Origin of the sequence: Mycolicibacter sp. MU0083 (assembly GCF_963378075.1) — a bacterium.
Lineage (GTDB): Bacteria > Actinomycetota > Actinomycetes > Mycobacteriales > Mycobacteriaceae > Mycobacterium > Mycobacterium kokjensenii.
Genome location: NZ_OY726394.1, coordinates 2,101,517 through 2,127,450 on the forward strand (window position 1 = coordinate 2,101,517; position 25,934 = coordinate 2,127,450).

Annotated in this window: 28 protein-coding genes; 7 read left to right on the forward strand and 21 right to left on the reverse strand. The window is 68.7% G+C overall.

All coding sequences use genetic code 11. From position 1 onward, the window contains the following. Nucleotides 1–11 precede the first annotated feature (11 nt). The 4 genes from RCP38_RS09720 to RCP38_RS09735 are packed head-to-tail and all read right to left on the reverse strand — an operon-like array spanning nucleotide 12 to nucleotide 4,850. Complete coding sequence (locus tag RCP38_RS09720) at nucleotides 12–896, reverse strand: carbohydrate ABC transporter permease (RefSeq protein ID WP_308476948.1); 885 nt, start codon at nucleotides 894–896, stop codon at nucleotides 12–14. Further along, nucleotides 893–2,233 carry an ABC transporter substrate-binding protein gene (locus RCP38_RS09725; RefSeq protein WP_308476949.1) on the reverse strand — a complete coding sequence of 447 codons (1,341 nt, stop codon included), beginning with the start codon at nucleotides 2,231–2,233 and terminating at the stop codon, nucleotides 893–895. The genes RCP38_RS09720 and RCP38_RS09725 overlap by 4 nt, the downstream gene beginning before the upstream one ends. Nucleotides 2,234–2,244: 11 nt before the next feature. After that, nucleotides 2,245–4,158 (reverse strand): YhgE/Pip domain-containing protein, encoded by a 1,914-nt coding sequence (locus tag RCP38_RS09730; protein ID WP_308476950.1) that lies wholly within the window; start codon nucleotides 4,156–4,158, stop codon nucleotides 2,245–2,247. Between the two features lie 2 nt (nucleotides 4,159–4,160). Next, a complete protein-coding gene (locus RCP38_RS09735; protein WP_308477163.1) occupies nucleotides 4,161–4,850 on the reverse strand; it encodes an ATP-binding cassette domain-containing protein in 690 nt (229 codons plus the stop codon). Between the two features lie 202 nt (nucleotides 4,851–5,052). On the opposite strand from RCP38_RS09735, the gene RCP38_RS09740 reads away from it, so the two are divergent. Continuing rightward, nucleotides 5,053–5,406, forward strand: coding sequence for a DoxX family protein (locus tag RCP38_RS09740; RefSeq protein WP_308476951.1), 354 nt, complete (start codon nucleotides 5,053–5,055; stop codon nucleotides 5,404–5,406). Nucleotides 5,407–5,408: 2 nt separating this feature from the next. Here RCP38_RS09740 and RCP38_RS09745 read toward each other — a convergent pair whose 3' ends face one another. Next, nucleotides 5,409–5,852, reverse strand: coding sequence for a TOBE domain-containing protein (locus RCP38_RS09745; protein ID WP_308476952.1), 444 nt, complete (start codon nucleotides 5,850–5,852; stop codon nucleotides 5,409–5,411). Between the two features lie 106 nt (nucleotides 5,853–5,958). Continuing rightward, complete coding sequence (locus tag RCP38_RS09750) at nucleotides 5,959–6,528, reverse strand: isochorismatase family protein (RefSeq protein WP_308476953.1); 570 nt, start codon at nucleotides 6,526–6,528, stop codon at nucleotides 5,959–5,961. Between the two features lie 208 nt (nucleotides 6,529–6,736). On the opposite strand from RCP38_RS09750, the gene RCP38_RS09755 reads away from it, so the two are divergent. After that, entirely contained in the window at nucleotides 6,737–7,267 is a 531-nt protein-coding gene (locus tag RCP38_RS09755) for an RDD family protein (RefSeq protein WP_308476954.1), read from the forward strand. Nucleotides 7,268–7,302: 35 nt separating this feature from the next. Here RCP38_RS09755 and RCP38_RS09760 read toward each other — a convergent pair whose 3' ends face one another. After that, nucleotides 7,303–8,811, reverse strand: coding sequence for a carboxylesterase/lipase family protein (locus RCP38_RS09760; RefSeq protein ID WP_308476955.1), 1,509 nt, complete (start codon nucleotides 8,809–8,811; stop codon nucleotides 7,303–7,305). Between the two features lie 152 nt (nucleotides 8,812–8,963). On the opposite strand from RCP38_RS09760, the gene RCP38_RS09765 reads away from it, so the two are divergent. Continuing rightward, a complete protein-coding gene (locus RCP38_RS09765; protein WP_308476956.1) occupies nucleotides 8,964–9,668 on the forward strand; it encodes a hypothetical protein in 705 nt (234 codons plus the stop codon). Nucleotides 9,669–9,674: 6 nt separating this feature from the next. Here the strand turns inward: RCP38_RS09765 and RCP38_RS09770 are convergent, their stop codons facing one another. Next, entirely contained in the window at nucleotides 9,675–10,013 is a 339-nt protein-coding gene (locus RCP38_RS09770; protein WP_308476957.1) for a hypothetical protein, read from the reverse strand. Between the two features lie 144 nt (nucleotides 10,014–10,157). Between RCP38_RS09770 and RCP38_RS09775 the strand changes: the two genes are divergently transcribed. Then, nucleotides 10,158–10,493 (forward strand): RNA polymerase-binding protein RbpA, encoded by a 336-nt coding sequence (locus tag RCP38_RS09775; protein WP_308476958.1) that lies wholly within the window; start codon nucleotides 10,158–10,160, stop codon nucleotides 10,491–10,493. A gap of 57 nt (nucleotides 10,494–10,550) precedes the next feature. Here RCP38_RS09775 and RCP38_RS09780 read toward each other — a convergent pair whose 3' ends face one another. From RCP38_RS09780 to RCP38_RS09795, 4 genes are all read right to left on the reverse strand, one after another. Beyond that, complete coding sequence (locus RCP38_RS09780; RefSeq protein WP_308476959.1) at nucleotides 10,551–11,303, reverse strand: polyprenol monophosphomannose synthase; 753 nt, start codon at nucleotides 11,301–11,303, stop codon at nucleotides 10,551–10,553. After that, nucleotides 11,296–13,035 carry an apolipoprotein N-acyltransferase gene (gene lnt / locus RCP38_RS09785; protein ID WP_308476960.1) on the reverse strand — a complete coding sequence of 580 codons (1,740 nt, stop codon included), beginning with the start codon at nucleotides 13,033–13,035 and terminating at the stop codon, nucleotides 11,296–11,298. The genes RCP38_RS09780 and lnt overlap by 8 nt, the downstream gene beginning before the upstream one ends. Beyond that, a complete protein-coding gene (locus RCP38_RS09790) occupies nucleotides 13,028–14,560 on the reverse strand; it encodes an amidohydrolase (RefSeq protein ID WP_308477165.1) in 1,533 nt (510 codons plus the stop codon). Before RCP38_RS09790 ends, lnt begins: the two co-directional genes overlap by 8 nt. A gap of 92 nt (nucleotides 14,561–14,652) precedes the next feature. Then, complete coding sequence (locus RCP38_RS09795; RefSeq protein WP_308476961.1) at nucleotides 14,653–15,177, reverse strand: FxsA family protein; 525 nt, start codon at nucleotides 15,175–15,177, stop codon at nucleotides 14,653–14,655. A gap of 77 nt (nucleotides 15,178–15,254) precedes the next feature. Here RCP38_RS09795 and RCP38_RS09800 point away from each other — a divergent pair, with 77 nt between their 5' ends. Next, nucleotides 15,255–15,956: a dienelactone hydrolase family protein gene (locus tag RCP38_RS09800; RefSeq protein ID WP_308476962.1), complete on the forward strand. Its 702-nt coding sequence runs from the start codon at nucleotides 15,255–15,257 to the stop codon at nucleotides 15,954–15,956. A gap of 7 nt (nucleotides 15,957–15,963) precedes the next feature. Here the strand turns inward: RCP38_RS09800 and ric are convergent, their stop codons facing one another. From ric to RCP38_RS09820, 4 genes are all read right to left on the reverse strand, one after another. Further along, the gene (ric, locus tag RCP38_RS09805; protein WP_308476963.1) at nucleotides 15,964–16,662 is read right to left on the reverse strand and encodes an iron-sulfur cluster repair di-iron protein; all 699 of its coding nucleotides are present in this window, start codon (nucleotides 16,660–16,662) and stop codon (nucleotides 15,964–15,966) included. Between the two features lie 83 nt (nucleotides 16,663–16,745). Then, nucleotides 16,746–17,132, reverse strand: coding sequence for a PPOX class F420-dependent oxidoreductase (locus RCP38_RS09810; RefSeq protein ID WP_308476964.1), 387 nt, complete (start codon nucleotides 17,130–17,132; stop codon nucleotides 16,746–16,748). 99 nt (nucleotides 17,133–17,231) lie between these two features. After that, entirely contained in the window at nucleotides 17,232–17,549 is a 318-nt protein-coding gene (locus tag RCP38_RS09815) for a hypothetical protein (RefSeq protein ID WP_308476965.1), read from the reverse strand. Between the two features lie 145 nt (nucleotides 17,550–17,694). Further along, nucleotides 17,695–18,444 (reverse strand): SDR family NAD(P)-dependent oxidoreductase, encoded by a 750-nt coding sequence (locus tag RCP38_RS09820; protein WP_308476966.1) that lies wholly within the window; start codon nucleotides 18,442–18,444, stop codon nucleotides 17,695–17,697. A gap of 35 nt (nucleotides 18,445–18,479) precedes the next feature. Here RCP38_RS09820 and RCP38_RS09825 point away from each other — a divergent pair, with 35 nt between their 5' ends. After that, the gene (locus tag RCP38_RS09825) at nucleotides 18,480–18,893 is read left to right on the forward strand and encodes a F420-dependent biliverdin reductase (protein ID WP_308476967.1); all 414 of its coding nucleotides are present in this window, start codon (nucleotides 18,480–18,482) and stop codon (nucleotides 18,891–18,893) included. Here the strand turns inward: RCP38_RS09825 and RCP38_RS09830 are convergent, their stop codons facing one another. After that, the gene (locus RCP38_RS09830; RefSeq protein WP_308476968.1) at nucleotides 18,894–20,036 is read right to left on the reverse strand and encodes a M24 family metallopeptidase; all 1,143 of its coding nucleotides are present in this window, start codon (nucleotides 20,034–20,036) and stop codon (nucleotides 18,894–18,896) included. A 32-nt stretch (nucleotides 20,037–20,068) separates the two neighbouring features. On the opposite strand from RCP38_RS09830, the gene RCP38_RS09835 reads away from it, so the two are divergent. Beyond that, entirely contained in the window at nucleotides 20,069–21,055 is a 987-nt protein-coding gene (locus RCP38_RS09835) for a 5'-3' exonuclease (protein WP_308476969.1), read from the forward strand. Nucleotides 21,056–21,071: 16 nt separating this feature from the next. Here the strand turns inward: RCP38_RS09835 and RCP38_RS09840 are convergent, their stop codons facing one another. The 4 genes from RCP38_RS09840 to tatA all read right to left on the reverse strand — a co-directional run bounded on the left by RCP38_RS09840 (nucleotide 21,072) and on the right by tatA (nucleotide 25,875). Beyond that, the gene (locus tag RCP38_RS09840) at nucleotides 21,072–21,854 is read right to left on the reverse strand and encodes a DUF4333 domain-containing protein (RefSeq protein WP_308476970.1); all 783 of its coding nucleotides are present in this window, start codon (nucleotides 21,852–21,854) and stop codon (nucleotides 21,072–21,074) included. 73 nt (nucleotides 21,855–21,927) lie between these two features. Then, nucleotides 21,928–24,699: a DEAD/DEAH box helicase gene (locus RCP38_RS09845; protein WP_308476971.1), complete on the reverse strand. Its 2,772-nt coding sequence runs from the start codon at nucleotides 24,697–24,699 to the stop codon at nucleotides 21,928–21,930. Between the two features lie 9 nt (nucleotides 24,700–24,708). After that, nucleotides 24,709–25,617, reverse strand: a complete 909-nt coding sequence (gene tatC / locus RCP38_RS09850) for a twin-arginine translocase subunit TatC (RefSeq protein ID WP_308477167.1) — start codon at nucleotides 25,615–25,617, stop codon at nucleotides 24,709–24,711. 36 nt (nucleotides 25,618–25,653) lie between these two features. Then, on the reverse strand, nucleotides 25,654–25,875 hold the full coding sequence (gene tatA, locus RCP38_RS09855) for a Sec-independent protein translocase subunit TatA (protein WP_308476972.1): 222 nt from the start codon (nucleotides 25,873–25,875) through the stop codon (nucleotides 25,654–25,656). Nucleotides 25,876–25,934 lie beyond the last annotated feature (59 nt).

Here is a 25,934-nt window from a genome sequence, read left to right on the forward strand (position 1 = left end):
GCGTCGGGCCGTCACCGGTCGACCGCGTTCCGGCGCGACAGCCGAAGCTGGACAACGGTCAAGACCAACAGCACGGCGAACATCACCCAGGCCAGCGCCGCGGCATAGCCGAAGTCCAGGAAGGCGAACGCCTGCTGGAACAGCATGATGGCCAAGACATAGGTGCCGGTCTCGGGTCCGCCGCTGCTTCCGGTCAACACGTAGACCAGGTCGAATGCCTGGAATGCGTTGATGATCGAGATCACCACCACGAATCCAAGCGCGCCGCGGATCATCGGCACCGTGATGGACACGAATCGCCGTACTTCGCCGGCACCGTCGATGCGTGCGGCCTCGTGCAGGGATTCGGGCACGCCCTGCATGGCGGCCAACAGGATCACCGTGGCGAACGGCACGCTCTTCCACACACTGACCAGGCACAGTGACGCCATCGCCCAGTGCGGCTCGGTGAGCCAGGGCACCGGGGCGATGCCGAGCCAGCCGAGCATGGTGTTGAGTAGGCCGCTGTCGGTGTTGAACACGAACTGCCACACCACCGCGATCACCACCGACGACACCGCCAGCGGAAGGAAGGCGATCGCCCGGAACAGGCCGATGCCCTTGATCTTTCGATTCAGCAACCCGGCGACCGCCAGGCTGATCAACACCGTCGGTAGCACGGTGCCGACGGTGAACACCGCGGTGTTGCGGACCGCGATGCCGAACAGCGGGTCGGCGGTGAACAACTGGCGGTAATTGGCGATGCCGACGAACTCCGGCGCAGTGAACAGATCCCAGCGCTGCACACTCATGTAGAGGGAGAAAGCCAGCGGAAACGCCATGAACACCGCCACCGCGACCAGATTCGGGGCGATGAACCAGCGACCGGCGCGGGCACGGCTACGGGTGGGGTTCATCCGGCGGCCAGCACTTCGTCGATCGCCGGAGTGAGACCGCGTTTCAGGCTCGTCGCCGGACGCTTGCCCCGCAACACCGGACCGATGGCCCGGTCCATCAGGGCGTGCACGCGTTGCCAATCCGGCGAGATCGGCAGCCCTTCGGAATGCGCCGGCCCACCGGTGAGCACCGCGAGATTGCCGATGCGCTCATGCGCCGCGGTGAAGCCCGGCGCACCGACGGCGGAACGCAGCACCGGGACGAACAATCCGGAGGCACCGATCAACGACTGCCCGACCGGCCCGGCCGCGAACTTCACGAATTCCCACGCCTGTTCCCGGCGCGGACTGGACGCTGCGATCGCCAGCCCGGTGCTGCCGATCGCGGATCGGGCCGCCATCCCCTTGGCGGCCGCTGCCGGTCCGGTCGGCAGCACCGCGATGTCGAAGTCGAGTCCGTCGGCTTGGGCGAACGTCTGGTAGCGCCAGTGTCCACCGAGCGCCATCGCCGCCCTGCCCGCGGTGAACAGGCTCATCGTCGAGATCGATTGGGTGTCGGCGGCCGCGGGCGCCACCCGGTGCACATTGGCCAGATCGGCGTAGAACTGGATGCCGGCGAGAAAATCGTCGTCGTCGAAGTTCAGGTGCCGGGGATTCATCCGCGGCACCGCCCACGGTGTGCCGTTGTTCATCGCGAACAGCGCCGCGGAGTACGGCGGCGACCAGGTGTCGACGAAGCCCCACTGCGTGATCCGGCCGCCGGCCGATCGCCGGGTGAGCGCGGTTGCGGTGTCGAGGAACTGCTGGAAGGTCCAGGGCTCGTCCCAGCGGCCCGGCGGCGGTGCCACGCCGGCCTCGGCGAACAACCGGGTGTTGTAGAACAGGAACGCCCCGGACCACTGCTCGGGGAACGCGTACTGCCCACCGTTGAAGCCGAACGTCTCATACAGTGCCGGGACGCTGTCGGCGCGCAACGCCTCGGCGAAGGCGCGGTCCCGGTCCAGCAGGGTGTTGAGGTCCAGCAGCACGCCGCGGTCGGCCAGCCCGGCGTAGTTGAACTCCCAGGCCATCAGCACGTCCGGGCACCTGCCCCCGGCGCAGAAGGTCGACATCTGCTGGGTCGGATCGCCGCCGGCCAGCACCGTGCGCACCCGGATGTCGGGATGCGCGCGGTGGAACGCGTCGATGATCCGCATCCGGGCGTCGGCCTCTTCGGGATTCGCCGCGAAGAAGAAGGTCAGGGCGTCGTCGCGGGAAGTGCACGACGGCACGCCGGTGAGCAGCCCCGCCGCGCCGATCGCCGCGGCCCCGCGCAGCACGGTGCGGCGCGGCAGGTGTTGCCCGGTTGGGGGCCGCACCCGGAAAACCGTCACACCTCGATCGGCGGGTAGAGACGTTCGAGGGTGTAGACCCGATCCCGGCGGGCTGCCCATGCGCTGGCGGCCAGCGACACCACCAGAATGCCGCCCAGTACCGCCACCGACGTCCACAGCCGGGCATCGATGCCGCCGACGGTCAGTTGCCGCAACCCGTTGACGGCGTAGGTCATCGGATCGTAGGGGTGCAGGATCTGGAACGGCTTGGCGGTGGTCTCCACCGGATAGACCCCACCGGAGGACACCAGCTGGAACATCAGGAAGGCCAGTGCGAAGACGCGCCCCACCGCCACCCCGAGGACGGCGTTGAACGCCTGGATCATGGCCAGGAACGACGCGGCGATCAACACCAGGAACGCGACCGTTCCCACCGCGTAGCGGGCCTGCAATCCCACGCCGAAGTGCACGACCGAATACATCAGCAGCACCTGGCAGGCCCCCAGCAGCAGTGCCGGCCAGTAGGAGGCCAGCACCACCCGCAGGGCACCCAGACCGTTGACGATGGCGCGGGTCTGCAGTGGCGTCAACAGCATCCACACGATCAGCGAACCGATGAACAGTGCCAGCGGTAGGAAGAACGGCGCGAACCCGGTGCCGAAAGTGGCGGCATGATGGGTGAAGTCCATATCCACGCCGACCGGGCTGGCCAGAATCTGGGCCACCTGGACCCGCTGCTGGTCGGTGATCGTCGAGGCACGCTGATCGGCTTCGCCGAGGCCCGACGCCAGTTGCGCGGCACCGTCTTTGAGCTGGTTGCTGCCGTCGGTCAACTGAACCAGTCCGTCGCTGAGCTTGTGCGCGCCGGCGTCGAGTTCGGTGGCTCCGTCGCGCAGGGCGACCAGATCGGACTTCAGTCCGCCGTCCAGGGCGTGGGCCAGGAACGTGCGCAGTCCGCTGTCGGGGTCGGCCAGATCGTTCTCCAACCGCTGGGTGTTGGCGCGCAGCTGCGCCAGGCCCTCGTCGGTGGCCGGGTCGATGCCCTTGACGCCGAGCAGGCGCTGGGCGCCGGCCAACGTGTCGGCGAGGCCACGCACCGCGGGGTCGGGGTTGGCGCGCAGGCCGTCGATCACCTGATTGACGATGCCCGCCGCCTGCTGATAGTTGACGTTGAGCGACGCGATCCGATCGGACACCGTCTTCAGATCGCCGCTGAGCCGGCCGGCCGCGTCACCGGCGGCGTTCGGGTCGAAGCCCATCCCGGCGAGATCGTCGGTCAGCTTCAGCAGTGGGTCGGTGGCCTGCTGGACACCGGAGGAGAGCCGTCGACTGCCGTCGGCCAGTGCTGCCGAACCGTCCCGCGCGGTGGCCAGGTTGTCGGCCAACAGTTTGGAGCCGTCGGAGAGTTGCCCCGCACCGTCGGCGGCCTTGCTGACCTCGTCGGTCACCTGGGTCAGCGCGGTGCCGATCACCTGCTGGCCGACCTTGGCGCTGACTTCGTTGAGCACCTCGCGGGCCGCGTTCTGTCCCATCACCGAGGCCAGGTAGTTGTTGGCGTCGTTGAAGCGGAACTGGATCTGCGCCTTCTGCGGATGCGGACCCGCAGGCGAGACCACCGCCTCGCTGAAATCGGACGGCAAGGTGATCGAGAAATAGTAGGTACCGTCGGAAACGCCCTTGGCGGCTTCGCTCTCCGATACCTGGTGCAGATCCAGCTGGCCGGAGTCCACCAAAGCGCGGGTCACCTCGTCGCCGGCATGCAACTGATCACCGGAGACCGAAGCCCCGGTGTCCTGGTTGACGATCGCGACCGGAATCTTGTCGATGGCCGCGAACGGATTCCAGAACGCCCACAGGTACATCGCGCCGTACAGCAGCGGCAACACGATGATCGTGACCAGGGCCAGGCGCGGCATCGTGCCACGCGAGTAACGCTTGAGGTCGGTGCCCAGCGACATTCCGGCGAGCATGATCAGTCGTCCCTCTTCTCGTGTCGACCGTGGAGCAGTTCGGCGCGCCGCAGATGCTCGACATGAAGCTGCGCGGTGATTCCGGGCTGTTCGGGCAGTTCGTTGGCCGACGCGGTGATGACCGTCTGCTGCTCCCCCAACGCGACCAACCGCTCGATCAGGGTGGCCCGTTCGTCGTCGTCGGCGACCTCGTCGACGCTGCCGACCACCAGCAGCGGAGGTCGTTTGGTGTTGGCCAGCGCGATCCGCAGCAGCAGCCCGGTCAGCTCGTCGAGATGCTCGACGTAGTCGTCCAGTCGCGGCAGCGGTAGGTCGCCGAAGACCGGGCGGCACACCGCGTCCCGCTCGGCCTCGCCGGCGCGGCGCACCAGCCGGTACCAGGGTGCATCCCAGCGGATCTGTTCGGTGATCAGATCCCGGACGGTGACGGATTCGAAGATCTCGTCGAGTTGTTCGATACCGGCCAGGGCGGCGACACCGAAGATGGCGCGGGCCTTGGTGTGGCCGAGCACGGTGAGCGTGCCCGTCGACGGCTGCATCCGGCCCGCCAGGTTCATCATCAACGCGGTGCGCCCCGAGCCGGGCGGCCCGATCAGCACCGAGGTCCCGCCGGCCGGAACGTCGAGGTCCAGGGGCCCGAAGACCCGCCCCCACGGCCCGGTCATCGTGATACCGCGCGCCGTCACCGCCATCGGTGGCGTGCTCGCGGTCGTGGTTTCCTCTGGCACGGGGACAACCCTTTCATCCATCGGTTCGCGTGACCCATCAAAACACGGTGCCGCCGTAAGCGGCGGGTATCGCCGCCGCGCAACGCGGTGTCCGGTGTCACGTTCTGCGTCGGTGCGTCGTCTCGGAGGTAGCGGCACAGCCGTCTACTGCAGAAAGGAAACAATCGTGAACCTTGCGACCGGTTCCCTGATCACGGTGGCGCTGACCGCGGCCATCACCATCGCCATCGCCATCGCCGATTTCATTCCGGCGCGCTTCGTACTCGCCAACTCCGCGCAGGTGGGGGTGCCGCGGTCGTGGCTGCCGGTGTTGGGCGCGCTGAAGCTGGCCGGGGGTATCGGGCTGCTCGCCGGGTTGGCGGGCTTCCGGGTACTCGGTGTAGCCGCCGCCGCCGGTCTGGTGGCCTTCTTCATCGGGGCGATCGTGACGCATATCCGGGCCAAGGTGTTCTACAACATCGGGTTTCCGGGGTTGTATCTGCTGGCGTCGGCGGCATCGCTGTCGATGCTGCTGGCCTGAAGTCAGCCGAATTCGGCACCGGGGTCGGCATGGCTGGCGGAACCGGCCCGCCTCGGCAGCTCGACGACCACATTGGTGGCCTTGACCGAGGCGACGACCAGGCTGCCGGGTTGTAGCTGCAGTTCGTCGGCAGCCTCCCGGCTGACCAGCGACACCAGCCGGAACGGTCCGGCCTGGATTTCCACCTGCGCCATCACGGTGTCGCGGGTGATCTTGGTGACCAGACCGACCATCCGATTGCGGGCGGACTGGCCGACCACCGGATTCCGTGACACCGGTTCCACCGCGGCACGTTCCTGAGCGAACTGTGCCAGCTCGGCGCCGTCGACCATGCGGGGGCCGCTGCCGGACACCACCGACAGTCGACCGGAATCGATCCACCGTCTGACGGTGTCGTCACTGACTCCGAGTAGCTCGGCGACCTCGGCGATTCGAAAACTCGGCACGCCTGTGAGCTTATCCTCGCCGTCGCGCCGATTCAGCCCCCCGGGAATTCCGGATGGCGTCGAGCGGTGCACCGCCTCCGAAAGTGCGGCCCCGTGGGGCCGGTCGTCAGGCGGCCTCCACCACCGTGACGCCGGCGGCTCGCATCGCCGCCAGCGCGGCGGCGGTGGAATCGGCCGCCACCCCGGCGGTCAGCGGCAGCAGGACCGCGGTCGAAAAGCCTTCGCGGACGGCGTCTTCGGCAGTGCGTCGGACGCAGTAGTCGGTTGCGACGCCGACCAACTCGACATTGTCGACAGCGTGTCGGCGCAGCCAGTCCCCCAGCCGGGTGCCGTCGTCGTCGACGCCGTCGAAACCGCTGTAGCCGGCGTCGTAGGCACCCTTGCGGAAGACGGCCTCGATGCGGTCGGTGTCGAGCGCGGGATGCAGTTTCGCCCCGGGGGTTCCGGCGAGGCAATGCCGCGGCCAGGATGTGCCGAAGTCCGGATCTTCGGAGAAGTGCGGTCCGGGATCGACGTGGCTGTCCCGGGTCGCCACCACATGGGCGTAGCGGGCGCGCCCGTCCGGACTGTCGACGTATCGGCTGATGTCGTGGGCGATCGCCACCGCGCCGGGCACCGGCAACGCACCGCCGTCGCAGAAATCGTTCTGCACGTCGACGATGATCAAGGCCCGCATTCGCCCACAGTATCGGCTGCGGCGCAGGGCATCTGGCCGATTGCTGGCCGATGAAGCGCGCGGCCGACGGATGCACGGTGCGCTGTGACGATGAGCACCGCCGCGACCTGGCAAATCGGTCCGCCGTTTCGCCGCCCGCGGAATCCCGTCGGGACCGTCACCGCGGCGGTAGATTGGCGAGCATCCAACGTGGTCAGGAGCAGAGCTGATGACAACCGGTGATTTCGGCCCGAACGGTCCCGGGTATGGCCCCGGATACGGTCAGCCCGGCGGTTACCCGCCGCCGCAGGGTTGGGGCCCGCAGCCCGGCTGGGGGCAGAAGCCGGGTGGTTTGGGACGGCGTTTCTGGGCCCGCGTGATCGACGGGCTGCTGGTCGGACTGGTCTCGGGGCTGCTGTCGTTGCTGGTCTTCTCCGACGACTACCCGTTCCTGGTGACCGGACTGTTCTCCGGTGTGCTGACCTTCGGCTATTTCGTGCTGTTCGAGGTGGCGCAGGGAGCCACCCCGGCCAAGCGACTGCTTGGTCTACGGGTGTACGGGCCCGACGGGGTGTCGAATCCGACCGCGGGTCAGTCGGCCATGCGCAACGCGTTCACGTTGCTGGCCGTGGTGCCCTATCTCGGACCGTTGCTGGCCTTCGTGGCCTACGTGGTGATCGCGGTGACCATCAGCGGCAGCCCGAGCAAGCAGGGCAAACACGACGAGCTGGCCGGCGGAACCCGGGTGACGCGTTCCTGATTCGCCGCGCGGCAGCGCACGGGGGCGTGGGGCTATCAGCGCACCAATGTGAAGCCGCGCCAAGCCTTTCGGCGTTCGGCGGCCGGATCGTATTCCAGCCGTGACGTGCGGTCGATCACCAGCACCGCCCGCTCATCGGCTGTGTAGACCGGCCACCCCTCGCCAGGGGTGCCCGTCCGACCGAACGCGCTCCACCGGCCCTGCACCTGCCGGCTGACCTGCAGGGCGGTTCGCCGGTCGGCACCGGCGGTCAGCAGCCTGCCGAAGCCGCCGCTGCGATAGACGTCGAACACCGCGAACAGTTCGGTGGCATGGGTGGCGCCCATCCCCGCCCAGCGCAGCATCCGCGGCGCGTAGTCGTAGCGGTAGACGTAGGTGGGGGCATGCGCGCCGTGGGCCTCGGCGATCTCCCACACCGCGACGTTGAACGCGAAGTCACCGCCGAGGCGCACACAGGCCGCACGATTCGGATAGTCCGGGTAGGCCGAGACGATGCGATCGCGTACCCCGGCGTCGGTCCCGGCCAGCACCGCCTCGACCATCTCCTCGTCCACCGGCAGCAGCTTTAGGAAGCGGGTGAACAGTCGGCCCTCGTCGGCGTTGCTGCCGACGATCAGCGGCACCCGGTGCGCGGTGCCCTGCCGCATCGCTTCGAGTGGATCCACCGGCAGCAGATCGTCCCCGGAGACCGGGCCGATGGGGAACGCCCCCAGCATGTCGCGGTTGCCGTCGGCGATCAAACGGTCCTGGGCGGCCAGCAGCTCGGCCGGCGACACCCGCAGCAGGGCCTGCGCGGCGTCGGAGGGACGCACCCCCAGCAACGCCGCGAACCGGACCGCGAATTCTGCGGCGATCTCGGTGTCCCGCACCAGTCCGGCGGCGGGGCTCTCGGCGATCGCCCGGGCGAACAGGCCCTCCGCCTCGGGAACCGCCAATAGGGTGGCGACGGCGTGCGCCCCCGCGCTCTCCCCGAAGATCGTCACGTTGTCCGGGTCGCCGCCGAACACCGCGATGTTCTCGCGCACCCACCGCAGGGCCAGCACCAGGTCGCGCAGGTACAGATTGCTGTCCAACCTCACCTCGGAGGTCGACAGCGAGGACAGATCCAGGCACCCGAGAGCGCCCAGCCGATAGTTGACCGAGACGTAGATGCAGCCGCGGCGTGCCAGCGCCGCGCCGTCGTAGATCGGGGTCGCCGAGCTACCCATGATGTAACCGCCGCCGTGGATGAACACCATCACCGGGAGGTCGCCCGCTGCGGTGTCCCGAGGAGCGGTCACGTTGAGGGTCAGGCAGTCCTCGCCGGTCGGCTGGAATCGGCCGGGGCCCAGGAGCGTGTAGGACTTCTCCTGCGGGGCGCAATTGGTGAAGCCATGGCAGTGGCGCACCCCCGACCAGGGCTCGGGCGGTTGGGGTGCCCGAAACCGCAAAGTGCCCACCGGCGGACGGGCGTACGGAATCGACCGCCATCGGCGTACCCCGTCCCGTGCGAAACCCTCCACCACGCCGGTGGAGATACGGGCCTGCACAGGGTGTTTATGCATGATGCGAACGGTAGCGAATAGCCCGGAGGTTAGCGAACCTCGACGGAGGAGAGGTGATGCTGGACCGCCGTATGAGCCCGGAGGTTAGCGAACCTCGACGGAGGAGAGGTGATGCTGGACCGCCGTATGAGCCCTGCGGTTAGCCTAACGGCATGCGTCTCACCGGGCTGATCGTCGTACTGCTGTTGATGTCCGGCTGTGCACGGGCCACGGTCAGTGAGCCGGAGTCGACGTCCGCCGGGCCGCTGACGTCGATCACCTCGACTGCACCGTCGTCGTCGGCTCGGACTACGGCGCCGTCGACGACCAAGCCGGCCGGTGTTCCGGCCGACGGCGCGCCGATCTCCGAGGTCATCTCCTGGATCGAGGCCGGCCGGCCGGCCGATGCGGCCGGCTACCACGTCGCGACTCGGGACGGGACCACCACCGGTCTCGGCGAGGACGTCGCCTTCCGGGTGCCCGGCACCGATCGTCGCGCCACCGTGTGTATGACCGATCGCGCACGTCGTTCCGATGCACTGAGTTGTTTGGTCGACCTGGCCAAGCCGCCTGCCGCGCCGACGGAGATCTACGGGCAATGGAAGGGCGGGTGGGTCGACTTCGACGGCGAAACCGTGCAGGTCGGTTCCGCACACGGCGACCCCGGCCCGTTCCATAACGGGGACGGCCCCGACCTGGCCACCGGCAGCACCCTGTCGTTCGGCGATTTCCGGTGTCGTGCGCAGGGATCCGAGGTGTTCTGTGTGAACTATGCGCACCGTACGGCGGTGCGGTTGAGCACTGCGGGCATCGCGACGTTCGGCTGCCTGCACCCCGTACCGCAGGCAGAGGGAGCCGGTGAGCGCTTCAGCTGCTGAACGGCGTCAGCGCCAGCGGTCGGCGGTCTCCACCGCCTGGAGCAGGGTGTCGCAGAGTTGCCGCAGCTCATCGCGAGGGGCGTCCTCGGCCAGTGCGGTCGCGATGTCCTCCGCCGCACACCGCACCTGATACACCCGGTCGGACAGGGCGGTGGCCTCCTCCGCGGAGAGCACCACGGCGTCGGGTGCCAGTGCGGTGGCTTTACCACTGCTGATCAGGGCCCGCTGTTCGTAGGCGCGCTGGCGACAGGACTGCCGGCAGTATTGTCGGCGCCGTCCGATACCGGCATCGCCCACATCACGGCCGCACCAACGGCAGGGTTGCGGGCGGGGGCTGCGAGGCACGCCTGAACACCTTAGTCTCGTGACCCCGATGATCCCGGTATCATGGAGGTTCGTGCCGCGCGCGCCGGGAACTCCACGGGGTCCGTTCGCGTTGTCAATGCGGTAGAAGTTTTCACGACATACAGGTTTAAGGAGAGTGGGTCGATGGCTGATCGTGTTCTGCGGGGCAGTCGGCTGGGAGCCGTGAGCTACGAGACCGACCGTAACCATGACCTGGCGCCGCGCCGCATGGCCCGGTATCGCACGGACAACGGCGAAGAGTTCGAGGTGCCCTTCGCCGACGATGCGGAGATCCCCGGCACCTGGATGTGCCGCAACGGTTTGGAAGGCACCCTGCTCGAAGGCGACCTGCCCGAGCCCAAGAAGGTCAAGCCGCCGCGCACCCACTGGGACATGCTGCTGGAGCGCCGCTCGATCGAGGAACTCGAAGAACTACTCAAAGAGCGCCTCGACCTGATCAAGACCAAGCGGCGCGGCTAGCAGCGCGGGCCGTACCGCACCGCGGCGTCTCACCGGAGACGCCGCGGTGTTTTGTTTTCAGGTACGAGCGCCCCGGAGGCGATTCACCCGGCCGCCGATCCCCCACCGGGCGACCTTCACCATCGCCTCGCGGATATTGGACCCGCTCATCTTCGATACCCCCAGCTCACGCTCGGTGAAGGTGATGGGCACCTCGGTGATGGTGAAGCCCTCGTTGACGGCCCGCCAGGTGAGATCCACCTGGAAGCAGTACCCCTTGGACTCGACCGCATCGAGTCCGATCTTCTCCAGCACACCGCGGCGGTAGGCGCGGTAACCGGCGGTGATGTCGTGAATTCCGACCCCGAGCAGCAGGCGGGCGTAGGTGTTCGCGGTCTTGGACAGCACCAGGCGGCGCAGCGGCCAGTTACGGACCGTCCCCCCGTCGACGTACCGGGAGCCGATCGCCAGATCAGCACCGGAGTCGATGGCGTCCAACAGGCGGTAGAGCTGTTCGGGCGCGTGGCTGCCGTCGGCGTCCATCTCCACGATCACCTCGTAATCGCGTTCCAGGCCCCATGCGAACCCGGCCAAATAGGCCGCACCCAACCCGGCTTTAGAGGTCCGGTGCATCACGTGGATGCGGGCGGGGTCGGCGGCGGCGCGTTCGTCGGCGAGTTTCCCGGTGCCGTCGGGGCTACCGTCGTCGACGACCAGGACGTGGACGTCCGGGCGGGACTGCTGCAGCCGATCGAGGATGAGCGGCAGGTTCTCCAACTCGTTGTAGGTGGGTATGACCACCAGCGTGTGCAGGCTGGGACGCTCACTCATCGGCGCCGTTCCTCCCGTTCTCCGCTTCGACGCCGGTGCGGCGCCGTTTGAAATCGCGCCCCTTGAACCGACCGCGCATGAAGTTTCCATTTTGCCGTATGCCGGCGATCAAAGCCGCAACGGCCGCACCCAGCAGCACCCATTGCAGCATCGGCGCCCACCGGGTCGCCGCCGTCAACGACGTCTTCAACCGCAGGTTCCCATCGAGGTGGGCGGGCTCGAAGAACCCGGTGCGGGCAAGTACGCGACCGTCGGGGGCGATCATCGCGCTGATCCCGGTGGTCCCGGCGACGACGACGTAGCGGTCGTGCTCGACGGCGCGCACCTTGGCGAACGCCAACTGCTGCTCGCTCATCGTCTCGTCGAACGTGGCGTTGTTCGTGGGCACGGCCAGGATCTGGGCGCCGGCGAGCACCGATTCACGGGGTGCCCGGTCGAAGATCACCTCCCAGCAGGTGGTCACGCCGACCGGAACACCGGCGACGTGCAGCACACCGTCGCCGTGACCCGGGACGAAATACCCCGCGCGGTCGGCGTAGCCGGAGAGGTGGCGGAAGAACCCGCGCCAGGGCAGGTACTCACCGAACGGTTGCACGATCCGTTTGTCGTGACTCTCCCCCGGTCCGGTATGCGGATCCCACACCAGCACCGAATTGGATGCCGCCGGGTTCTCCCGGGTCCAACCCGGCGCGGCCTGCACGGTGCCCACCAGGATCGGTGCGTCGATCGCCTGCGCCGCGGTGGTGATCTGTTGCGCGGCATCGGCGTTCATCATCGGGTCGATGTCCGAGGCGTTCTCCGGCCAGATCACGAACCGGGGCTGCGGTGCCCGCCCGGCCGTGACGTCGTCGGCCAACCGCAGCGTTTCGCGGACGTGGTTGTCGAGCACCTCACGGCGCTGCGCATTGAAATCCAAGCCGAGGCGCGGCACGTTGCCCTGCACGGCGGCCACCGTGATGGACGGGTCGTCGCCGGCGCCGACACCGGAGCGGCGAACTCCGGGCCACACCACGACCGCGGAGAGCAGCACCAGACAGATGCACAATCCCGGAATCAGCACCGCAGGCGGTCGCGAATCCGCTGCGGGCCCTGGGGTGTCCCGCATCCAGCGCACGATCTCCAGGGCCAGTGCGGTGCCGGAGCAGCCCAGCAGCACCACGGCCGTCGACAGCAGCGGTACCCCGCCGAGGGCGACCAGCGGCAGCAGCGGCCCGGAGGTCTGCCCGTATCCCACGATGCCCCAAGGGAATCCGCCGAACGGAAAAACCGATTTCGCCCACTCCTGCGCCGCCCACAACACGGCGAACCAGACCGGCCAGCCGGGCACCGCGCGCACCACGACCGCAGCGGATCCGAACAGCGCGGGAAACAGCGCGCACATCAGGGCGAGCATCAGCCAGGGCACCGGACCGACCAGTCCCCCCACCCAGGGCAGCAGCGGCAGATAGAACGCGAGGCCGAAAAGCAGACCGTAGCCGAATCCACCGACGACGGTCGTCCGCCGGTACACCAACACCGAACTCAGCAGGGCAAAGGCGATGATCGCCGCCCACCACCAGTTCAGGGGGGCGAAGCTACTGCGCAACAGCATTCCAGCGGTGACCGTCGCGGCCAACTGAGCCCAGCGATCCGCCGCGGCGACACCCAACCGCTCCCACCGATTCGGACCGACCCGCGCCGAGTCGCCGGCGACGTCATCCGCCGGGTCGGTGGGGGTGGTGGTCTCAGCCATGCAGGACCACGCCGCGGTGCACGGTGCGACGGCATCGGGGGCTGACACCGGAATCCAGGACCGGCAGCGCGGGCACCCGGGCCCGCGGATCGGTCGACCACCGCTGAACGGTGTCGCGGGGCGCCTCCACGGCCAGCCGGTCGGTCTCCCACACCGCATAGGACGCCGGTGCGCCGGCCACCAGGGTTCCGGTGATGCCGTCGTTGATACCCGCAGCCCGCCAGCCGCCCCGAGTCGCCGCCGCGAACGCGGCACGCATGGAGATAGCGCTGCCCGGTGTGCGGTGGTGTGCGGCCGCCCGGACACCGGCCCACGGATCCAGCGCGGTCACCGGGCTGTCGGAACCGAACGCGAGGGGCACGCCTTGCGATGCTAACAGCGCGAACGGGTTCATCCCGGCGGCTCGCTCGGCACCCAATCGTCGGGCGTACATGCCGTCGTCGCCGCCCCACAGGGCGTCGAAAACCGGCTGCATGCTGGCGATCACCCCCCAGGCGCCGAGCTTCGCGGCCTGCTGGGCATCCACCATCTCCAGGTGCTCGAGGCGGTGCCCGCACCGTGCCACCGCCGGTACTCCGAACTTCTCGACGACGCGTTCCAGCGCGGTCACCACGGTGGTCACCGCGGCGTCACCGATGACGTGGAAGCCCGCGGTCACCCCCGCCTCGGTACAGGCCGCCAGATGAGCGGTGACCGCATCGAGGTCGAGGTGGCAGACGCCGGTGCAGGCGGGCTCATCGGCGTAGGGCCGGTGCAGCCATGCGGTGTGCGAACCCAGGGCTCCGTCGACGAACAGGTCGCCGCCGAGTCCGTGGGCGCCGGTCTCGGCGATCAGGTCGCGGGCCCGGGCGGCACTGGTGACGGCTTCACCCCAATAGCCGACGACCTCCACACCGGCGCCGTCCCGGCCCAGCGCCCGTAGTTCCAGCCAGTCGTCGAGGCCACCGATCTCGGCGCCGGCGCATTCGTGCACCGCGACGATGCCCGCCGCCGCGGCGGCGTCCAGGGCCGCGGTACGGGCCCGAGACCGTTCCTCGGCGGTCAGCAGAGACCCGGCCGCGGCACGAACCAGGTGGTGGGCGTCGCCGGTCAGGGGCGCATCGGCATCCGGTCCGGCCGGAAGGCCGGGCACCAGTTTCCGCAGCGCGGTGGAGGCCACTGCCGAGTGCACATCGGCACGGGACAGATACACCGGCCGGTCCCCCACGATGGCGTCGATCGCCGCGGTGGCCAGCGCCGAGCCGTCGAGCCACCCGGAGTCGTCCCAACCGTGGCCCCGCAGCGGGCCGCTGGGATGGGCCGCTGCGTAGTCGGCGATCAGCTGCAGGCAATGCCGCGCTGAAGTGGCGGGCCGCAGGTCCAAGCCGGTATGGCACAGGCCGGTCTCGGTGAGGTGGACGTGACTGTCCACGAAGGCGGGCGTCACCAGGGCGCCGTCGAGGTCCAGCACCTCGGCGTGCGGGAACTGTTCGACACCGACGGAGTCACTGCCCAGCCAGGCGACCACACCGTCGCGGACGGCCATCGCGGTGGCATCCGGATGGCTCGGACTGTGGATTCGCCCGCCGAGCAGCAGGGACGTGGGGCTGCCGGTCACAACGGTCACGACGTAGAAACTTACGGGTTGCCGCCGGCGGCGGAGCGCCCGACCGACAGCGCCCGCTGCGGGTGGCCGGTCACGTCGGTGACGTCGAGCCATTCGGCGTCGATGTAGTCGGCACGGTGCCCGGCTCCGCGGCGGGAGTTGTACCACTGGTGACCGATGGTCGCCGCAGCGACCAGCGGTGTGTGCCTGCCCAGCGTGGTGGCTGCGAGGGCGGCCAACACCGGCCGGGCGGCCGCGCGGGTCGGCGGCGCCAACAGCAGAAGACCGGCCAGCGTGGTCACCGGGCCCGGCACCAACACCAACACGGTCCCCGCCGCCACCAGTCCGCCGTCGGCCAGTGCACCACCGCCGGCGCGGGTGCGGACCCGACGGAACTGGCGCTTGATCTGGCCGCTCGCCAGCAACACTCCCGCCAGGAAGATGCCCAACACCAGCAGTGTCGTCCAGCCGAACCCGATCGCCCAGATCAGCGTCGCAACAGCCGCCAACTCGACCACGACGTAGAGCCCGAAGACTCGTAGCACAGCACTCGCCATGTCATCCCAACGTTCTGCGCGGTGTTCTGGTTCCACCGGATCGGGACCACTGTCCCCCGGGCGGTGATACTGATGCAATGGCCACCATCGAAGTCGGTACCGCCGCAGGCCCCATCGACGCACTGCTGGACGTTCCGGACGGGCCCGGGCCGTGGCCCGCGGTGGTGATCGTTCACGACGCGATCGGTGCCGCGCGGGACATGCGGGCGATCTCCGAACGGGTCGCCGGCGCCGGATATCTGGCGCTGTCGCCGAATCTGTATTCCCGGGGCGGCCGGGCCCGCTGCATCACCCGCGTGTTCCGCGAGCTGCTCACCCAGCGCGGCCGCGCCCTCGATGACATCATGGCCGCCCGCGAACATCTGCTGGGCATGCCCGAGTGCTCGGGCGCGGTAGCGATCGCCGGATTCTGCATGGGCGGCCAGTTCGCTTTATTGTTGGGGCCCAAGGGATTCGGTGCTGCCGCCCCGTTCTACGGGGTACCGCTGCCCCGCCACCTGGAACAGACCCTCGACGCGAACTGCCCGATCGTCGCCAGCTTCGGGGCCCGTGATCCGATCGGGCGCGGCGCCGCCGATCGGCTGCGCGGGCTTGCCGAGGATCGACGGATCCCGCACGACATCAAGGTCTACCCGGGCGTGGGGCACAGCTTCGCCAACCGACTGCCGGGCCAGCCACTGCTGCGGGTGGCCGGATTCGGCTATGACGAAGCGGCCAGCGCCGACGCGTGGGAGCGGGTCTTCGGGTTCTTCGGCGAGCACCTCGGCCCGACCGGCTGATCCGGGGTCAGGCGGTCTGGCCGGCCGCGGCCAAGACCCGCGGGAAGAGCACGTTGTTCTCCTTGTGCACATGCAGGTGAATGTCGGACTCGAGATCCGCCAGGCCGGCCAACATCGCGGTGTAGCTCGCACAGGCGTCTTGGGGAACCCGGTAACCGTCGGTGAGGTCACGCAGTTCGGCCAGCAGATGGCCGGCCCGGTCGTGCTCCTGCTGGTTCTCGGCCAGTTGGGCGTGCATCTGCTCCGGCAGTGCACGATCCGGCCGTCCGGCGTGCAGGCTGATCTCCGGGAACAGCAGGGTCTCCTCGGTGCGCAGATGCGGTTCCATCCCGGCCCGCAGTTGATGGAAGACGTCGCGGACCCGGACCAATTCGGCGTGGTTGGGGCCGTGCACCCGCGCCACCTTGTCGACCAGTTCGGCCAACCGGGGGAACTCGTCCCACAGGAAACGGTGGTGGGTGCTGACGATGTGGGCGATCAGAGCGACGTCGTCGTAGTCCGCCCAGTCCGCCGGTCCTCCCGGTTCGGCGGCGTTGAGTGCTGCCACCACCTCCTGCGGGTCCACGCCGTCGGCGGCGCAGGCCTGCGCGAGGGACCGTTGTCCGTGGCAGCAGAAATCGATCCCGAACCGGCTGAGGATGCGAGTGGTGGCTGGATCGATTGTGACGATGTCACCGAGAATCTGATCGGACGAGAAGGCGGCCATGACGACTCCTAGTGTGTCGGGGTACCGATCCAACAATGATTATTTAAATGAACATAATCCACTATATGTGACGCAGTCGGCGACTATCGGCCGGCCGGCGTCAACGCCAACCCGACGTTGGTGCGCATGCCGCCACGCAGTTTGCTGAAGAAGTTGAACACCGAGCCCATCAACTTGTAGCGCTTGCCGATCGCCGCATACACGGCGCCGTTCTCGGACTTGTCCAACACGGTCGCGACGGCTTCGATCGCTTCACCCTTCGGGCGCCCCCGCATATCGCAGACCGCCAGCGTGACCCGCGGCGTGTTACGGATCCGTTTGACCTTCCACGACGACTCCTGGGTGATCACCAACAGTCTGTCCCCATCGGCTGCGGCCCACACCGGAGTCGGCTTGGGCCGACCATCTTTGGTGAACGTGGTCAGCAACAGGTAATCGGACTTGGCGATCTCGGCGAAGGTTGGGGCCATGACCGCGAACCTACCCTTCCGGACGTCGGTTCCTGTAGGCACAGCGAAACCGCGGCCCGGCCGAGGGGCCGACACCGCTGCGGGTGAAACGGGGAAGAACTACAAAGGCGGGCGACTCGCGATGGGGTGCAAGTCGGCGAGCTTGGGCAGGGCCGCCTTGGGCTGCTCGGCATCCACGTAGTCGGTGACCGCGTCGAGCGTGATCAGGCCATAGCGGACCAGCAGATCCACAGCATTCAAGCCGAAGTGCTTGGCAACCCGGATCAGGTTGTCGGCGGTGATCAAACGTCCTTCGTGTGCCGCCTTGTAGTAGGCAGACTTGCGGTAGCCGAAGGCTTCGTAGACTTCGGTCGCGGGAAGCGGTCTGCCGACGAGATAAGGCAGTACGACCGATGGATCCTTCTTCCGATCGTCCATACTTTTACACTCTAGTCCTGTCAATAGGGAATCAGCCAGAAAACCATACCGAAAATCTCCGATTTTTCCCATAACCGGCACATGTCGCGCCGCGTGCTATCACCCGTAAGTTACGACGTGCCAGGTCACGCCGCGAAAGCGCGACTCACCGCGGCATCCGGCGCCAGACCGCCTGCGGCAGAAGTCGCAACCCGGCGAACAGCGGGCGCAGCGCCCAGGGCACCCACACCGAGCGGCGGCCCTTCTTCAACGCCCGGGCGGCGGCCGCCGCCACCTGTGGCGGGGTGCTCGACAGCGGCGCCGGAGACATTCCGGCCGTCATCCGGCCCACCACGAACCCGGGCCGCACGATCAACAGGCGCACACCGGTGCCGTGCAGCGCGTCGGCGAGTCCCCCGGCGAACCCCTCGAGGCCGGCCTTGGCCGAACCGTAGACGTAGTTGGCCCGCCGTACCCGGATCCCGGCGACTGAGGAGAACACCACCATCCGGCCGCGCCCGGCGGCACGCATCGCGGCGGCCAGGATCGTGAGCAGATTGACCTGTGCGACGAAGTCGGTGTGCACGATGCCCACGGCGTGTGCGGCATCCGACTCGGCCCGGGCCTGATCGCCCAGCACGCCGAACGCCAGTACGGCGGTCCCGATCGGACCGTGTTCAGCGATGAGCGTCGCCACCAGTGGAGCATGTCCGGTCAGATCGTCGGCATCGAACTCGACCGTATGCACGGCCGAGGCACCCGCTGCGCGGACGGCGTCCGCCTCGGCCGTCAACCGATCGGCGGATCGCGCGGCCAACACCACCGTTGCTCCCGGCGCCAGTCGCAACGCGAGTTCAAGACCTATCTCGCTGCGCCCACCGAAAATCACCACCGGTCCCTCAACCGTGTCGTTCACGGTGAAGATTATCGCCTGCGCTAGCGTGAGCGGTGATGGCGAACGCGACGACTCGACTCAACAGTGACGCGTTGGCGTTCCTCACCGAACGTCACCTGGCAATGCTGACCACCCTGCGGGCGGATAACTCGCCGCACGTGGTCGCGGTGGGATTCACCTTCGATCCCAAGACCCACATCGCACGGGTGATCACCACCGGCGGTTCCCAGAAGGCGGTCAACGCCGAACGGGCCGGCGTCGCGGTGCTCAGCCAAGTCGACGGTGCTCGCTGGCTGTCGCTGGAAGGCAGTGCCACCGTCAACGATGCCGGTGCGGCGGTACGCGACGCCGAGTTGCGTTACGCCCAGCGGTACCGCACGCCGCGGGTCAACCCGCAGCGCGTGGTCATCGAGGTTCAGGTGGAGCGGGTACTCGGTTCGGCCGACCTGCTCGACCGCGGTACCCGCTAGTCAGTCGTTGCGGTCGACCGGCACCACGACCAACTCGTGTGGTCGCTGGTTGAGCGATTCACACCCGTGAGCGGTGACGATCACGATGTCTTCGATTCGGGCGCCCCACTTACCCGGGAAATAGATCCCGGGTTCGACTGAGAAGGCCATTCCCGGGCGAAGCGGGATGTCGTTGCCGGCCACGATGTAGGGCTCTTCATGCACCGAAAGGCCGATCCCGTGCCCGGTGCGGTGGACGAAGAACTCCGCCAGGCCGGCGTCGGCCAGCACGTCGCGCGCGGCCGCGTCGACCTGCTGGGCGGTGACACCCGGGCGAACGCCGGCAACGGCCGCCCGTTGCGCCTGCTGCAGTATCGAATACCGTTGCGCCACCTCGACATCGGGCTCGCCGATGCTGTACGTCCGGGTGCAGTCCGAATGGTATCCGGGTTCCACCGGCCCACCGATGTCGACGACCACGATGTCACCGGCCTGCAAGACCCGGTCGGAGCACTCGTGGTGGGGATCGGCGCCATGCGGGCCGGAACCCACGATGATGAACGCCACGCCGGAATGACCCTCGGCCACGATGGCGTCGGCGATATCGGCGGCGACTTCGGCCTCGGTGCGTCCGGGCACCAGAAACTCCGGCACCCGAGCGTGCACCCGGTCGATCGCCGCACCGGCCCGGCGGAGGGCATCGATCTCGCTGGCATCCTTGATCATTCGGAGATCACGGAGCACCTCGGTGGCCAGGACCGGGGTGGTGCCCAGCACGTCGGCCAGCGGTAGCAGATGCAGTGCGGGCATCGAGTCGGTGACCGCCGTCTTCGCCGACGCCGCCGTTCCCAGTGCATCGCCGACCATCTGATAGGGGTTCTCGCCATCGACCCAGTCCCGCACCTGCACGCCCAGGTCGTCCACCGCCGACTCGCGCAGCGCGGCGAGTTCCAGTCGGGGCACCACCATGGTGGGCGTACCCGAGGCGGGCAGAACCAGGGCGGTGAGCCGCTCGAACGTCTGGGCGCGCGACCCGATCAGGTACCGAAGGTCATAGCCGGGCGTGATCACCAGGCCGGCTAGGCCGGCGGCTTCGGCGGCGCCGGCCGCGGCAGCCAGGCGGTGGGCATAGACACTGCTGTCGAACCGGGAAGTCACGCACATCAGGCTAACGGCCGGCAAATAGGCTGGCACCCATGCCCGCTCCCGCGCCCGCTCCCGTGCTGTTGCTCGACGGTGCCAGTATGTGGTTCCGGTCCTACTTCGGTGTGCCGTCCTCGATCACCGGGCCGGACGGCCGACCGGTGAACGCGGTCCGCGGTTTCCTCGATTCGGTCGCCACCCTCATCACCCGGTATCAGCCGGCTCGATTGGTGGTCTGCCTGGATCTGGACTGGCGACCGCAATGGCGGGTGGATCTGGTGCCCTCCTACAAGGCGCATCGGGTCATCGAGCCCGCCCCGGCCGACCCCGGCGGCGAAGACTCCGGGCCCGACCTCGAAGAGATACCCGACGATCTGAGCCCCCAGGTGGAGATGATCGCCGAGCTACTCGATGCGTTCGGGATCGTCACCGGCGGTGCTCCCGACTTCGAAGCCGACGACGTGCTGGGCACGCTGGCCGCTACCGAACGCCGTGACCCGGTGATCGTGGTCAGCGGTGACCGCGATCTGCTGCAGGTGGTCACCGATGGGCCCGTCGAGGTGTCCGTGCTCTACCTGGGCCGCGGCCTGGCGAAGGCGACACTCTTCGGCCCGACCGAGGTGGCCGGCCAATACGGCCTGCCCACCGAGCGGGCCGGTGCCGCCTACGCCGAGATGGCGTTGCTGCGCGGTGACCCCTCCGACGGGTTGCCGGGGGTGGCCGGCATCGGGGAGAAGACCGCGGCGGCGCTGCTGACGCAGCACGGCTCGCTGGCGGCGGTGTTGGCCGCCGCCGCCGACCCCGACTCCGGGATGGCCAAAGGGGTGCGCGCGAAACTGCTGGCCACACAGGACTACATCGCGGCCGCCGAACCGGTGGTACGGGTGGTCACCGACGCACCGGTGGTGCTGTCCAGGCCGTCGGATGTGTTGCCGCGCACGGCCATCGACCCCGCACGCGTCGCCGAGCTGGCGGAACGCTTCGGGGTCGGATCCTCGATCGCCCGGTTGCAGCGGGCGCTGGACGCACTACCGGATTAGCCGGCGGCCCCGACGACTACTTGGGCCGGCCGACCTCGTAGGTGCCGGAGTTGTCCTGGAAGGTGACGGTCACCTGGCGCTTGGTCCCGTCGATGCTGACCTCGCAGTTGAAGGTGTCGCCCTGCTTGACCACCGGGCTCTGCCCGTTGTTGCAGCGGACGTCCTTGACGTTCTTGGCGCCGTACCCATTGGTCTGGTCGGCCAGGATCTGCTGGACGCCTTCCTGCGCCTTCTCCACGTCGAGCTTGGTGGTGACGAAGAACCCGGGCTTCCAGAAGCCCAACACCAAGACCACCAGGACCGCGATGCCGGCGCATGCGGCCAGCACGGTGCTGACCATCCCCGACGGCCGCTTGCCGGCGGTGCCGGGCTGGGGGAACTGACCGGGCTGCGGCGGGTACTGCCCGTACTGACCGGGTTGACCGTACTGGCCGGGCTGCCCATAGGGCGCGGTCTGGCCGTACTGACCGGGCTGGCCGTAGGGCGCGGTCTGCCCATAGGGGGCCGCCTGCCCGTACGGGGCGGTCTGTCCATACGGCTCGGGCTGCCCGTACTGCCCGGTCTGGCCGTACTGCCCGGTCTGGCCGTACTGCTCGGCCTGCGGATAGGCGGGGTACTGCTGCCCCACCGGCGGGTACGACGTCTGCGGCGGATACTGCGACGGCGTGTAGGCGGGCGGCTGCCAAGCCTGGTCGCCACCCGTTGCGGGACCCTGCCCGGCGCCCGACTGGTCATCCGACTGAGTGGGCTGCTGAGGCTGCCACGGCTGCGTCGGGTCGTATCCCTGCGGTCCGGTCATCGTTGTTCCTCGAGTCCTCTCCCCTAGCGGGTGCTGATCACCGCCGGCTCTCCACCGTAGCGCTCGGATCAGCCTACCCGGCGTCAACGGCGACGACGCCGCGCAAAACCGTGTCGATCGCCTGTTTTGCGGTGGCCCGCAGTTCCGGCTCGGGTGCGGCATTGCGCAGCTGATCCAACAGATCAAGGACCTGCCGGCACCAGCGCACGAAGTCCCCCGCCGATAGCTGTGTGCCGCCGCCGGCCTCATCCGCGGCCGCCAGCGCCGAGGCCAGATCACCGGTGCGCGCCCAGCGGTAGACCGCGGCGACGAACCCGTCGTCGGGCTCGCGGGTGGTGGTGATCCCGTGCCGGCGTTCGTCGGCCCGCAACGACGCCGACAGCTTGCGGGTCTGCTGCAGGGCGCGGCGCACCGATTCGGTGGGCGCCTGCAGGGCGGACGCGCCGCCGGACCCGTCCGCACCGCGCGTCTCGTAGAGCACCGCGGAGACCACCGCGGCCAGTTCGGCGGGTTTGAGACCGTTCCAGGCCCCGGTCCGCAGACATTCGGCGACCAGCAGATCGCTTTCGCTGTAGATCCGGGCCAGCATCCGGCCGTCGTCGGTCACCTGCGGATCCCGATCGGACGACGCGTCACCGGCTTGGATGAAGCCACGCTCGGACAGTAGGCCGACGATCCGATCGAAGGTGCGGGCCAACGAGTTGGTGGCGGCTTCGACCTTCTTGCGCAGCTGGGCGTTGTCGGCCTCCACCCGCAGGTAACGTTCGGCGATCCGCACCCGCACCTCGCGATCCGGCTCGTGGTGGACGGGATGGTCCTGCAAGCGTTGGCGCAGCGCCGCCAGTTCCGGATCGACCGGGGCGTCATCGGAAGCACCGCGACGCCTACCCGCCTCCGGCGCCACCAGGCCGGCGGCCGCCGATCGCAGCGCCGAGGCGAGGTCGCGGCGGACCCGCGGCTGACGGTGCTCCACCCGTTTGGGCAGGCTCATGGTGCCGAGCGGCGGGGTGGCGCCGGAGTAGTCCGCAGCGGAGATCCGGCCGGCCCAGCGATGTTCGGTCAGCACCAGCGGCCGGGGTTCGTCGGACTCGCGGTCGGCCTGCAACACCACCGCCAGACCACCGCGACGGCCGCGGTTGAGGGTGATGATGTCCCCGCGGCGCAATGCCGACAGCGCATCACCGGCTGCCCGGCGACGCTGCAACCGGGATGCCCTGGCCCGGGCGCGTTCGCGTTCGGAGATCTTGGCGCGCAGCCGGGTGTAGTCCAGCACCGCTGATTCGCGGCCGCCGAACTCCGCTGCAATCTCGTCGAGGGTGCGTTCACCGCGCTCTGCGCCGCGGACCAGCCCGACGACGGACCGGTCCGCCTGGAACTGGGCGAACGACTGCTCCAGCAACCGGTGGGCCTGCTCGGGCCCCATGTGCTGAACCAGGTTGATCGTCATGTTGTACGACGGCGCGAACGAGCTGCGCAGCGGGAAGGTACGCGTCGACGCCAGGCCGGCGACCTGCTCGGGGTCGGCGGTGGCCTCGCCGGGATGCCACAACACCACGGCGTGGCCCTCGACGTCGATGCCGCGCCGGCCGGCCCGCCCGGTCAACTGGGTGTACTCGCCCGGTGTCAGCGCGGCATGCTGCTCGCCGTTGTACTTGACTAGCCGCTCGAGCACCACGGTGCGGGCCGGCATGTTGATGCCCAACGCCAGGGTCTCGGTGGCGAACACCGCTTTGACCAGGCCCGCGGCGAACAACTCCTCCACGGTGTGGCGGAACACCGGCAACAGCCCGGCGTGGTGACCGGCCAGACCCCGCAGCAGTCCCTCCCGCCATTCGTAGTAGCCGAGCACCTCCAGGTCGTCGTCGGCGAGGTCGCCGCAACGGTGGTCGATCACCTCGGCGATGCGGGCCCGCTCCTCTTCGGTGGTCAGCCGCAGCGGCGAGCGCAGACATTGCTTGACGGCGGCGTCACAGCCGACCCGGGAGAACACGAAGGTGATGACCGGCAGCAGACCCGCCGAATTCAGCACCGCGATCACATCGGGGCGCATCGGCGGCCGATAGCTGGGCCGGCCGCCCCGGTCGTGGCCGCCGTGGCGGGGACGGCGCGGGCCACCCCAATCCGCGGTGAGACGGTCGGCTTCCCGGCGGTGCGCGATGTGGCGCAGCAGTTGGGGGTCGACCCGCGGGCGGCTGCGCGCCGGCCCCTGCCCCTCGGGGCGCGATTCGAACAGATCGAACAGTCGCTTGCCGACCAGCATGTGCTGCCACAACGGCACCGGGCGGTGCTCGTCGACCACGACGGTGGTGTCGCCGCGCACCGTCTGGATCCACCCGCCGAATTCCTCGGCGTTGCTGACCGTGGCCGACAGGCTGACCAGCCGCACCTCCTCGGCCAGGTGCAGGATCACCTCCTCCCAGACCGCGCCGCGCATCCGGTCCGCCAGGAAATGAACCTCGTCCATCACGACATGAGAAAGCCCTTGCAGGGCCGGAGAATTCGCGTACAGCATGTTGCGCAGCACTTCGGTGGTCATCACCACCACGGGCGCACTCGCATTGATCGACAGATCCCCGGTCAGCAGACCGACGCGGTCTTTACCGTAGCGGGCCACCAGATCGGTGTGCTTCTGATTGCTCAGCGCCTTGATCGGTGTGGTGTAGAAGCACTTCCCACCGCCGGCCAGCGCAAGGTGCACCGCGAACTCGCCGACGACGGTCTTGCCCGCGCCGGTGGGGGCACACACCAGCACTCCGCGTCCGTCCTGCAGCGCCTCGCACGCCCGGCGCTGGAAACCGTCGAGCCCGAAGGGTAGATCCGCGGCGAAGCGGCTCAGCTCAGTCATATCGGGGCGCTAGTCCGGCGGTGCGCTGACGGGTGCGGGCGACTCGATGGGCGAGGCCTCGTGGTCGGCGAGGTCGGCGGCGGACTCCCGTTTGGCCTTGCGCTTGTCGTGCAGGCGAGCGACTTGAATGGCGAACTCCAACAACAGGGTCAACGCCAGCCCGAGGGCGGTCATCGAGAACGGATCCGAGCCCGGCGTGGCCACCGCGGCGAACGCGAAGACGGCGAAGATCAATCCCCGGCGCCACGCCGCCAACCGCGCATAACTGAGGACGCCGACCTGGTTGAGCATCACGATCAGCAGCGGGAATTCGAAGCTGATCCCGAAGACCAGCAGCAGGTTGATCAGAAATCCGAAGTAGCGGTCACCGGAGAGCGCCGTCACCTGCACGTCGCTGCCCACGGTCAGCAGGAACCCCAACGCCTTGGACAGCACCACATAGGCCAATACCGCCCCCGCGACGAACAGCACCGCCGCCGACACCACGAACACCACCGCGAAGCGACGTTCCTTCCGGTAGAGCCCGGGGGTGATGAAAGCCCATAGTTGGTAGAACCAGACCGGGCAGGCCAGCACCACCCCGGCCGCCAAGCCCACCTTGAGCCGCAGCATGAACTGATCGAACGGGCCGGTGGCCAACAGCCGGCAGTCGCCGTTGGCGGCGAGCTGCGCCCGCGCCGACTCGGGCAGCGAACAGTACGGCTGGCGCAACCACTCCCCGAGGCTTTCCAGCCCCAGGACGCCGTGGCCGTACCAGGCGAAGCCCAGGGCGGTGGTCAGCGCGATCGCGGCCAGCGACAGCAACAGCCGGGTACGGAGTTCCCGGATGTGGTCGACCAGCGACATCGTCCCGTCGGGATTGGTACGGCTACGCCGCTGACGTGGATCAAGCCGCTTGAGGAAGCTGGTGGCACGCACCATTACAAGGCGTTCGGGCGCTGCTGTGACGGCGGGCTAGCTCGACCGCGGGTCAGCCGGCGGCTCGACGCGTTCGGACTGCACCGTGGTGTTCGACGGCGCCTGCTGGGTGTCGTTCTGCAACTCGCGAACCTCGGATTTGAAGATTCGCAGTGACTTGCCGAGCGAGCGCGCCGCGTCGGGAAGCCGCTTGGCGCCGAACAGCACCACGAACACGACCAACAGGATCGCCCAGTGCCACGGACTGAGACTGCCCACTTCGGATACCTCCAGACGTCGCCACGATGCTACCGCAGCTCACCGGTGCCGCGGTGCAC

Bases quoted from the DNA above. Each gene is read 5' to 3' on its own strand.
- RCP38_RS09790 (WP_308477165.1), bottom strand. From the start codon at position 14,560: ATGGCCGTCCGCGACGGTGTGGTCGCCTGGCTGGGCAGTGACTCCGTC.
- RCP38_RS09830 (WP_308476968.1), bottom strand. From the start codon at position 20,036: ATGTGCGTGACTTCCCGGTTCGACAGCAGTGTCTATGCCCACCGCCTG.
- RCP38_RS09765 (WP_308476956.1), top strand. From the start codon at position 8,964: ATGCGTCTCACCGGGCTGATCGTCGTACTGCTGTTGATGTCCGGCTGT.
- RCP38_RS09775 (WP_308476958.1), top strand. From the start codon at position 10,158: ATGGCTGATCGTGTTCTGCGGGGCAGTCGGCTGGGAGCCGTGAGCTAC.
- RCP38_RS09800 (WP_308476962.1), top strand. From the start codon at position 15,255: ATGGCCACCATCGAAGTCGGTACCGCCGCAGGCCCCATCGACGCACTG.
- ric (WP_308476963.1), bottom strand. From the start codon at position 16,662: ATGGCCGCCTTCTCGTCCGATCAGATTCTCGGTGACATCGTCACAATC.
- RCP38_RS09730 (WP_308476950.1), bottom strand. From the start codon at position 4,158: ATGCTCGCCGGAATGTCGCTGGGCACCGACCTCAAGCGTTACTCGCGT.
- RCP38_RS09720 (WP_308476948.1), bottom strand. From the start codon at position 896: ATGAACCCCACCCGTAGCCGTGCCCGCGCCGGTCGCTGGTTCATCGCC.
- RCP38_RS09835 (WP_308476969.1), top strand. From the start codon at position 20,069: ATGCCCGCTCCCGCGCCCGCTCCCGTGCTGTTGCTCGACGGTGCCAGT.
- RCP38_RS09795 (WP_308476961.1), bottom strand. From the start codon at position 15,177: ATGGCGAGTGCTGTGCTACGAGTCTTCGGGCTCTACGTCGTGGTCGAG.
- RCP38_RS09840 (WP_308476970.1), bottom strand. From the start codon at position 21,854: ATGACCGGACCGCAGGGATACGACCCGACGCAGCCGTGGCAGCCTCAG.
- RCP38_RS09760 (WP_308476955.1), bottom strand. From the start codon at position 8,811: ATGCATAAACACCCTGTGCAGGCCCGTATCTCCACCGGCGTGGTGGAG.
- RCP38_RS09755 (WP_308476954.1), top strand. From the start codon at position 6,737: ATGACAACCGGTGATTTCGGCCCGAACGGTCCCGGGTATGGCCCCGGA.
- RCP38_RS09845 (WP_308476971.1), bottom strand. From the start codon at position 24,699: ATGACTGAGCTGAGCCGCTTCGCCGCGGATCTACCCTTCGGGCTCGAC.
- RCP38_RS09735 (WP_308477163.1), bottom strand. From the start codon at position 4,850: ATGGCGGTGACGGCGCGCGGTATCACGATGACCGGGCCGTGGGGGCGG.
- RCP38_RS09780 (WP_308476959.1), bottom strand. From the start codon at position 11,303: ATGAGTGAGCGTCCCAGCCTGCACACGCTGGTGGTCATACCCACCTAC.
- RCP38_RS09825 (WP_308476967.1), top strand. From the start codon at position 18,480: ATGGCGAACGCGACGACTCGACTCAACAGTGACGCGTTGGCGTTCCTC.
- RCP38_RS09750 (WP_308476953.1), bottom strand. From the start codon at position 6,528: ATGCGGGCCTTGATCATCGTCGACGTGCAGAACGATTTCTGCGACGGC.
- RCP38_RS09815 (WP_308476965.1), bottom strand. From the start codon at position 17,549: ATGGACGATCGGAAGAAGGATCCATCGGTCGTACTGCCTTATCTCGTC.
- lnt (WP_308476960.1), bottom strand. From the start codon at position 13,035: ATGGCTGAGACCACCACCCCCACCGACCCGGCGGATGACGTCGCCGGC.
- RCP38_RS09810 (WP_308476964.1), bottom strand. From the start codon at position 17,132: ATGGCCCCAACCTTCGCCGAGATCGCCAAGTCCGATTACCTGTTGCTG.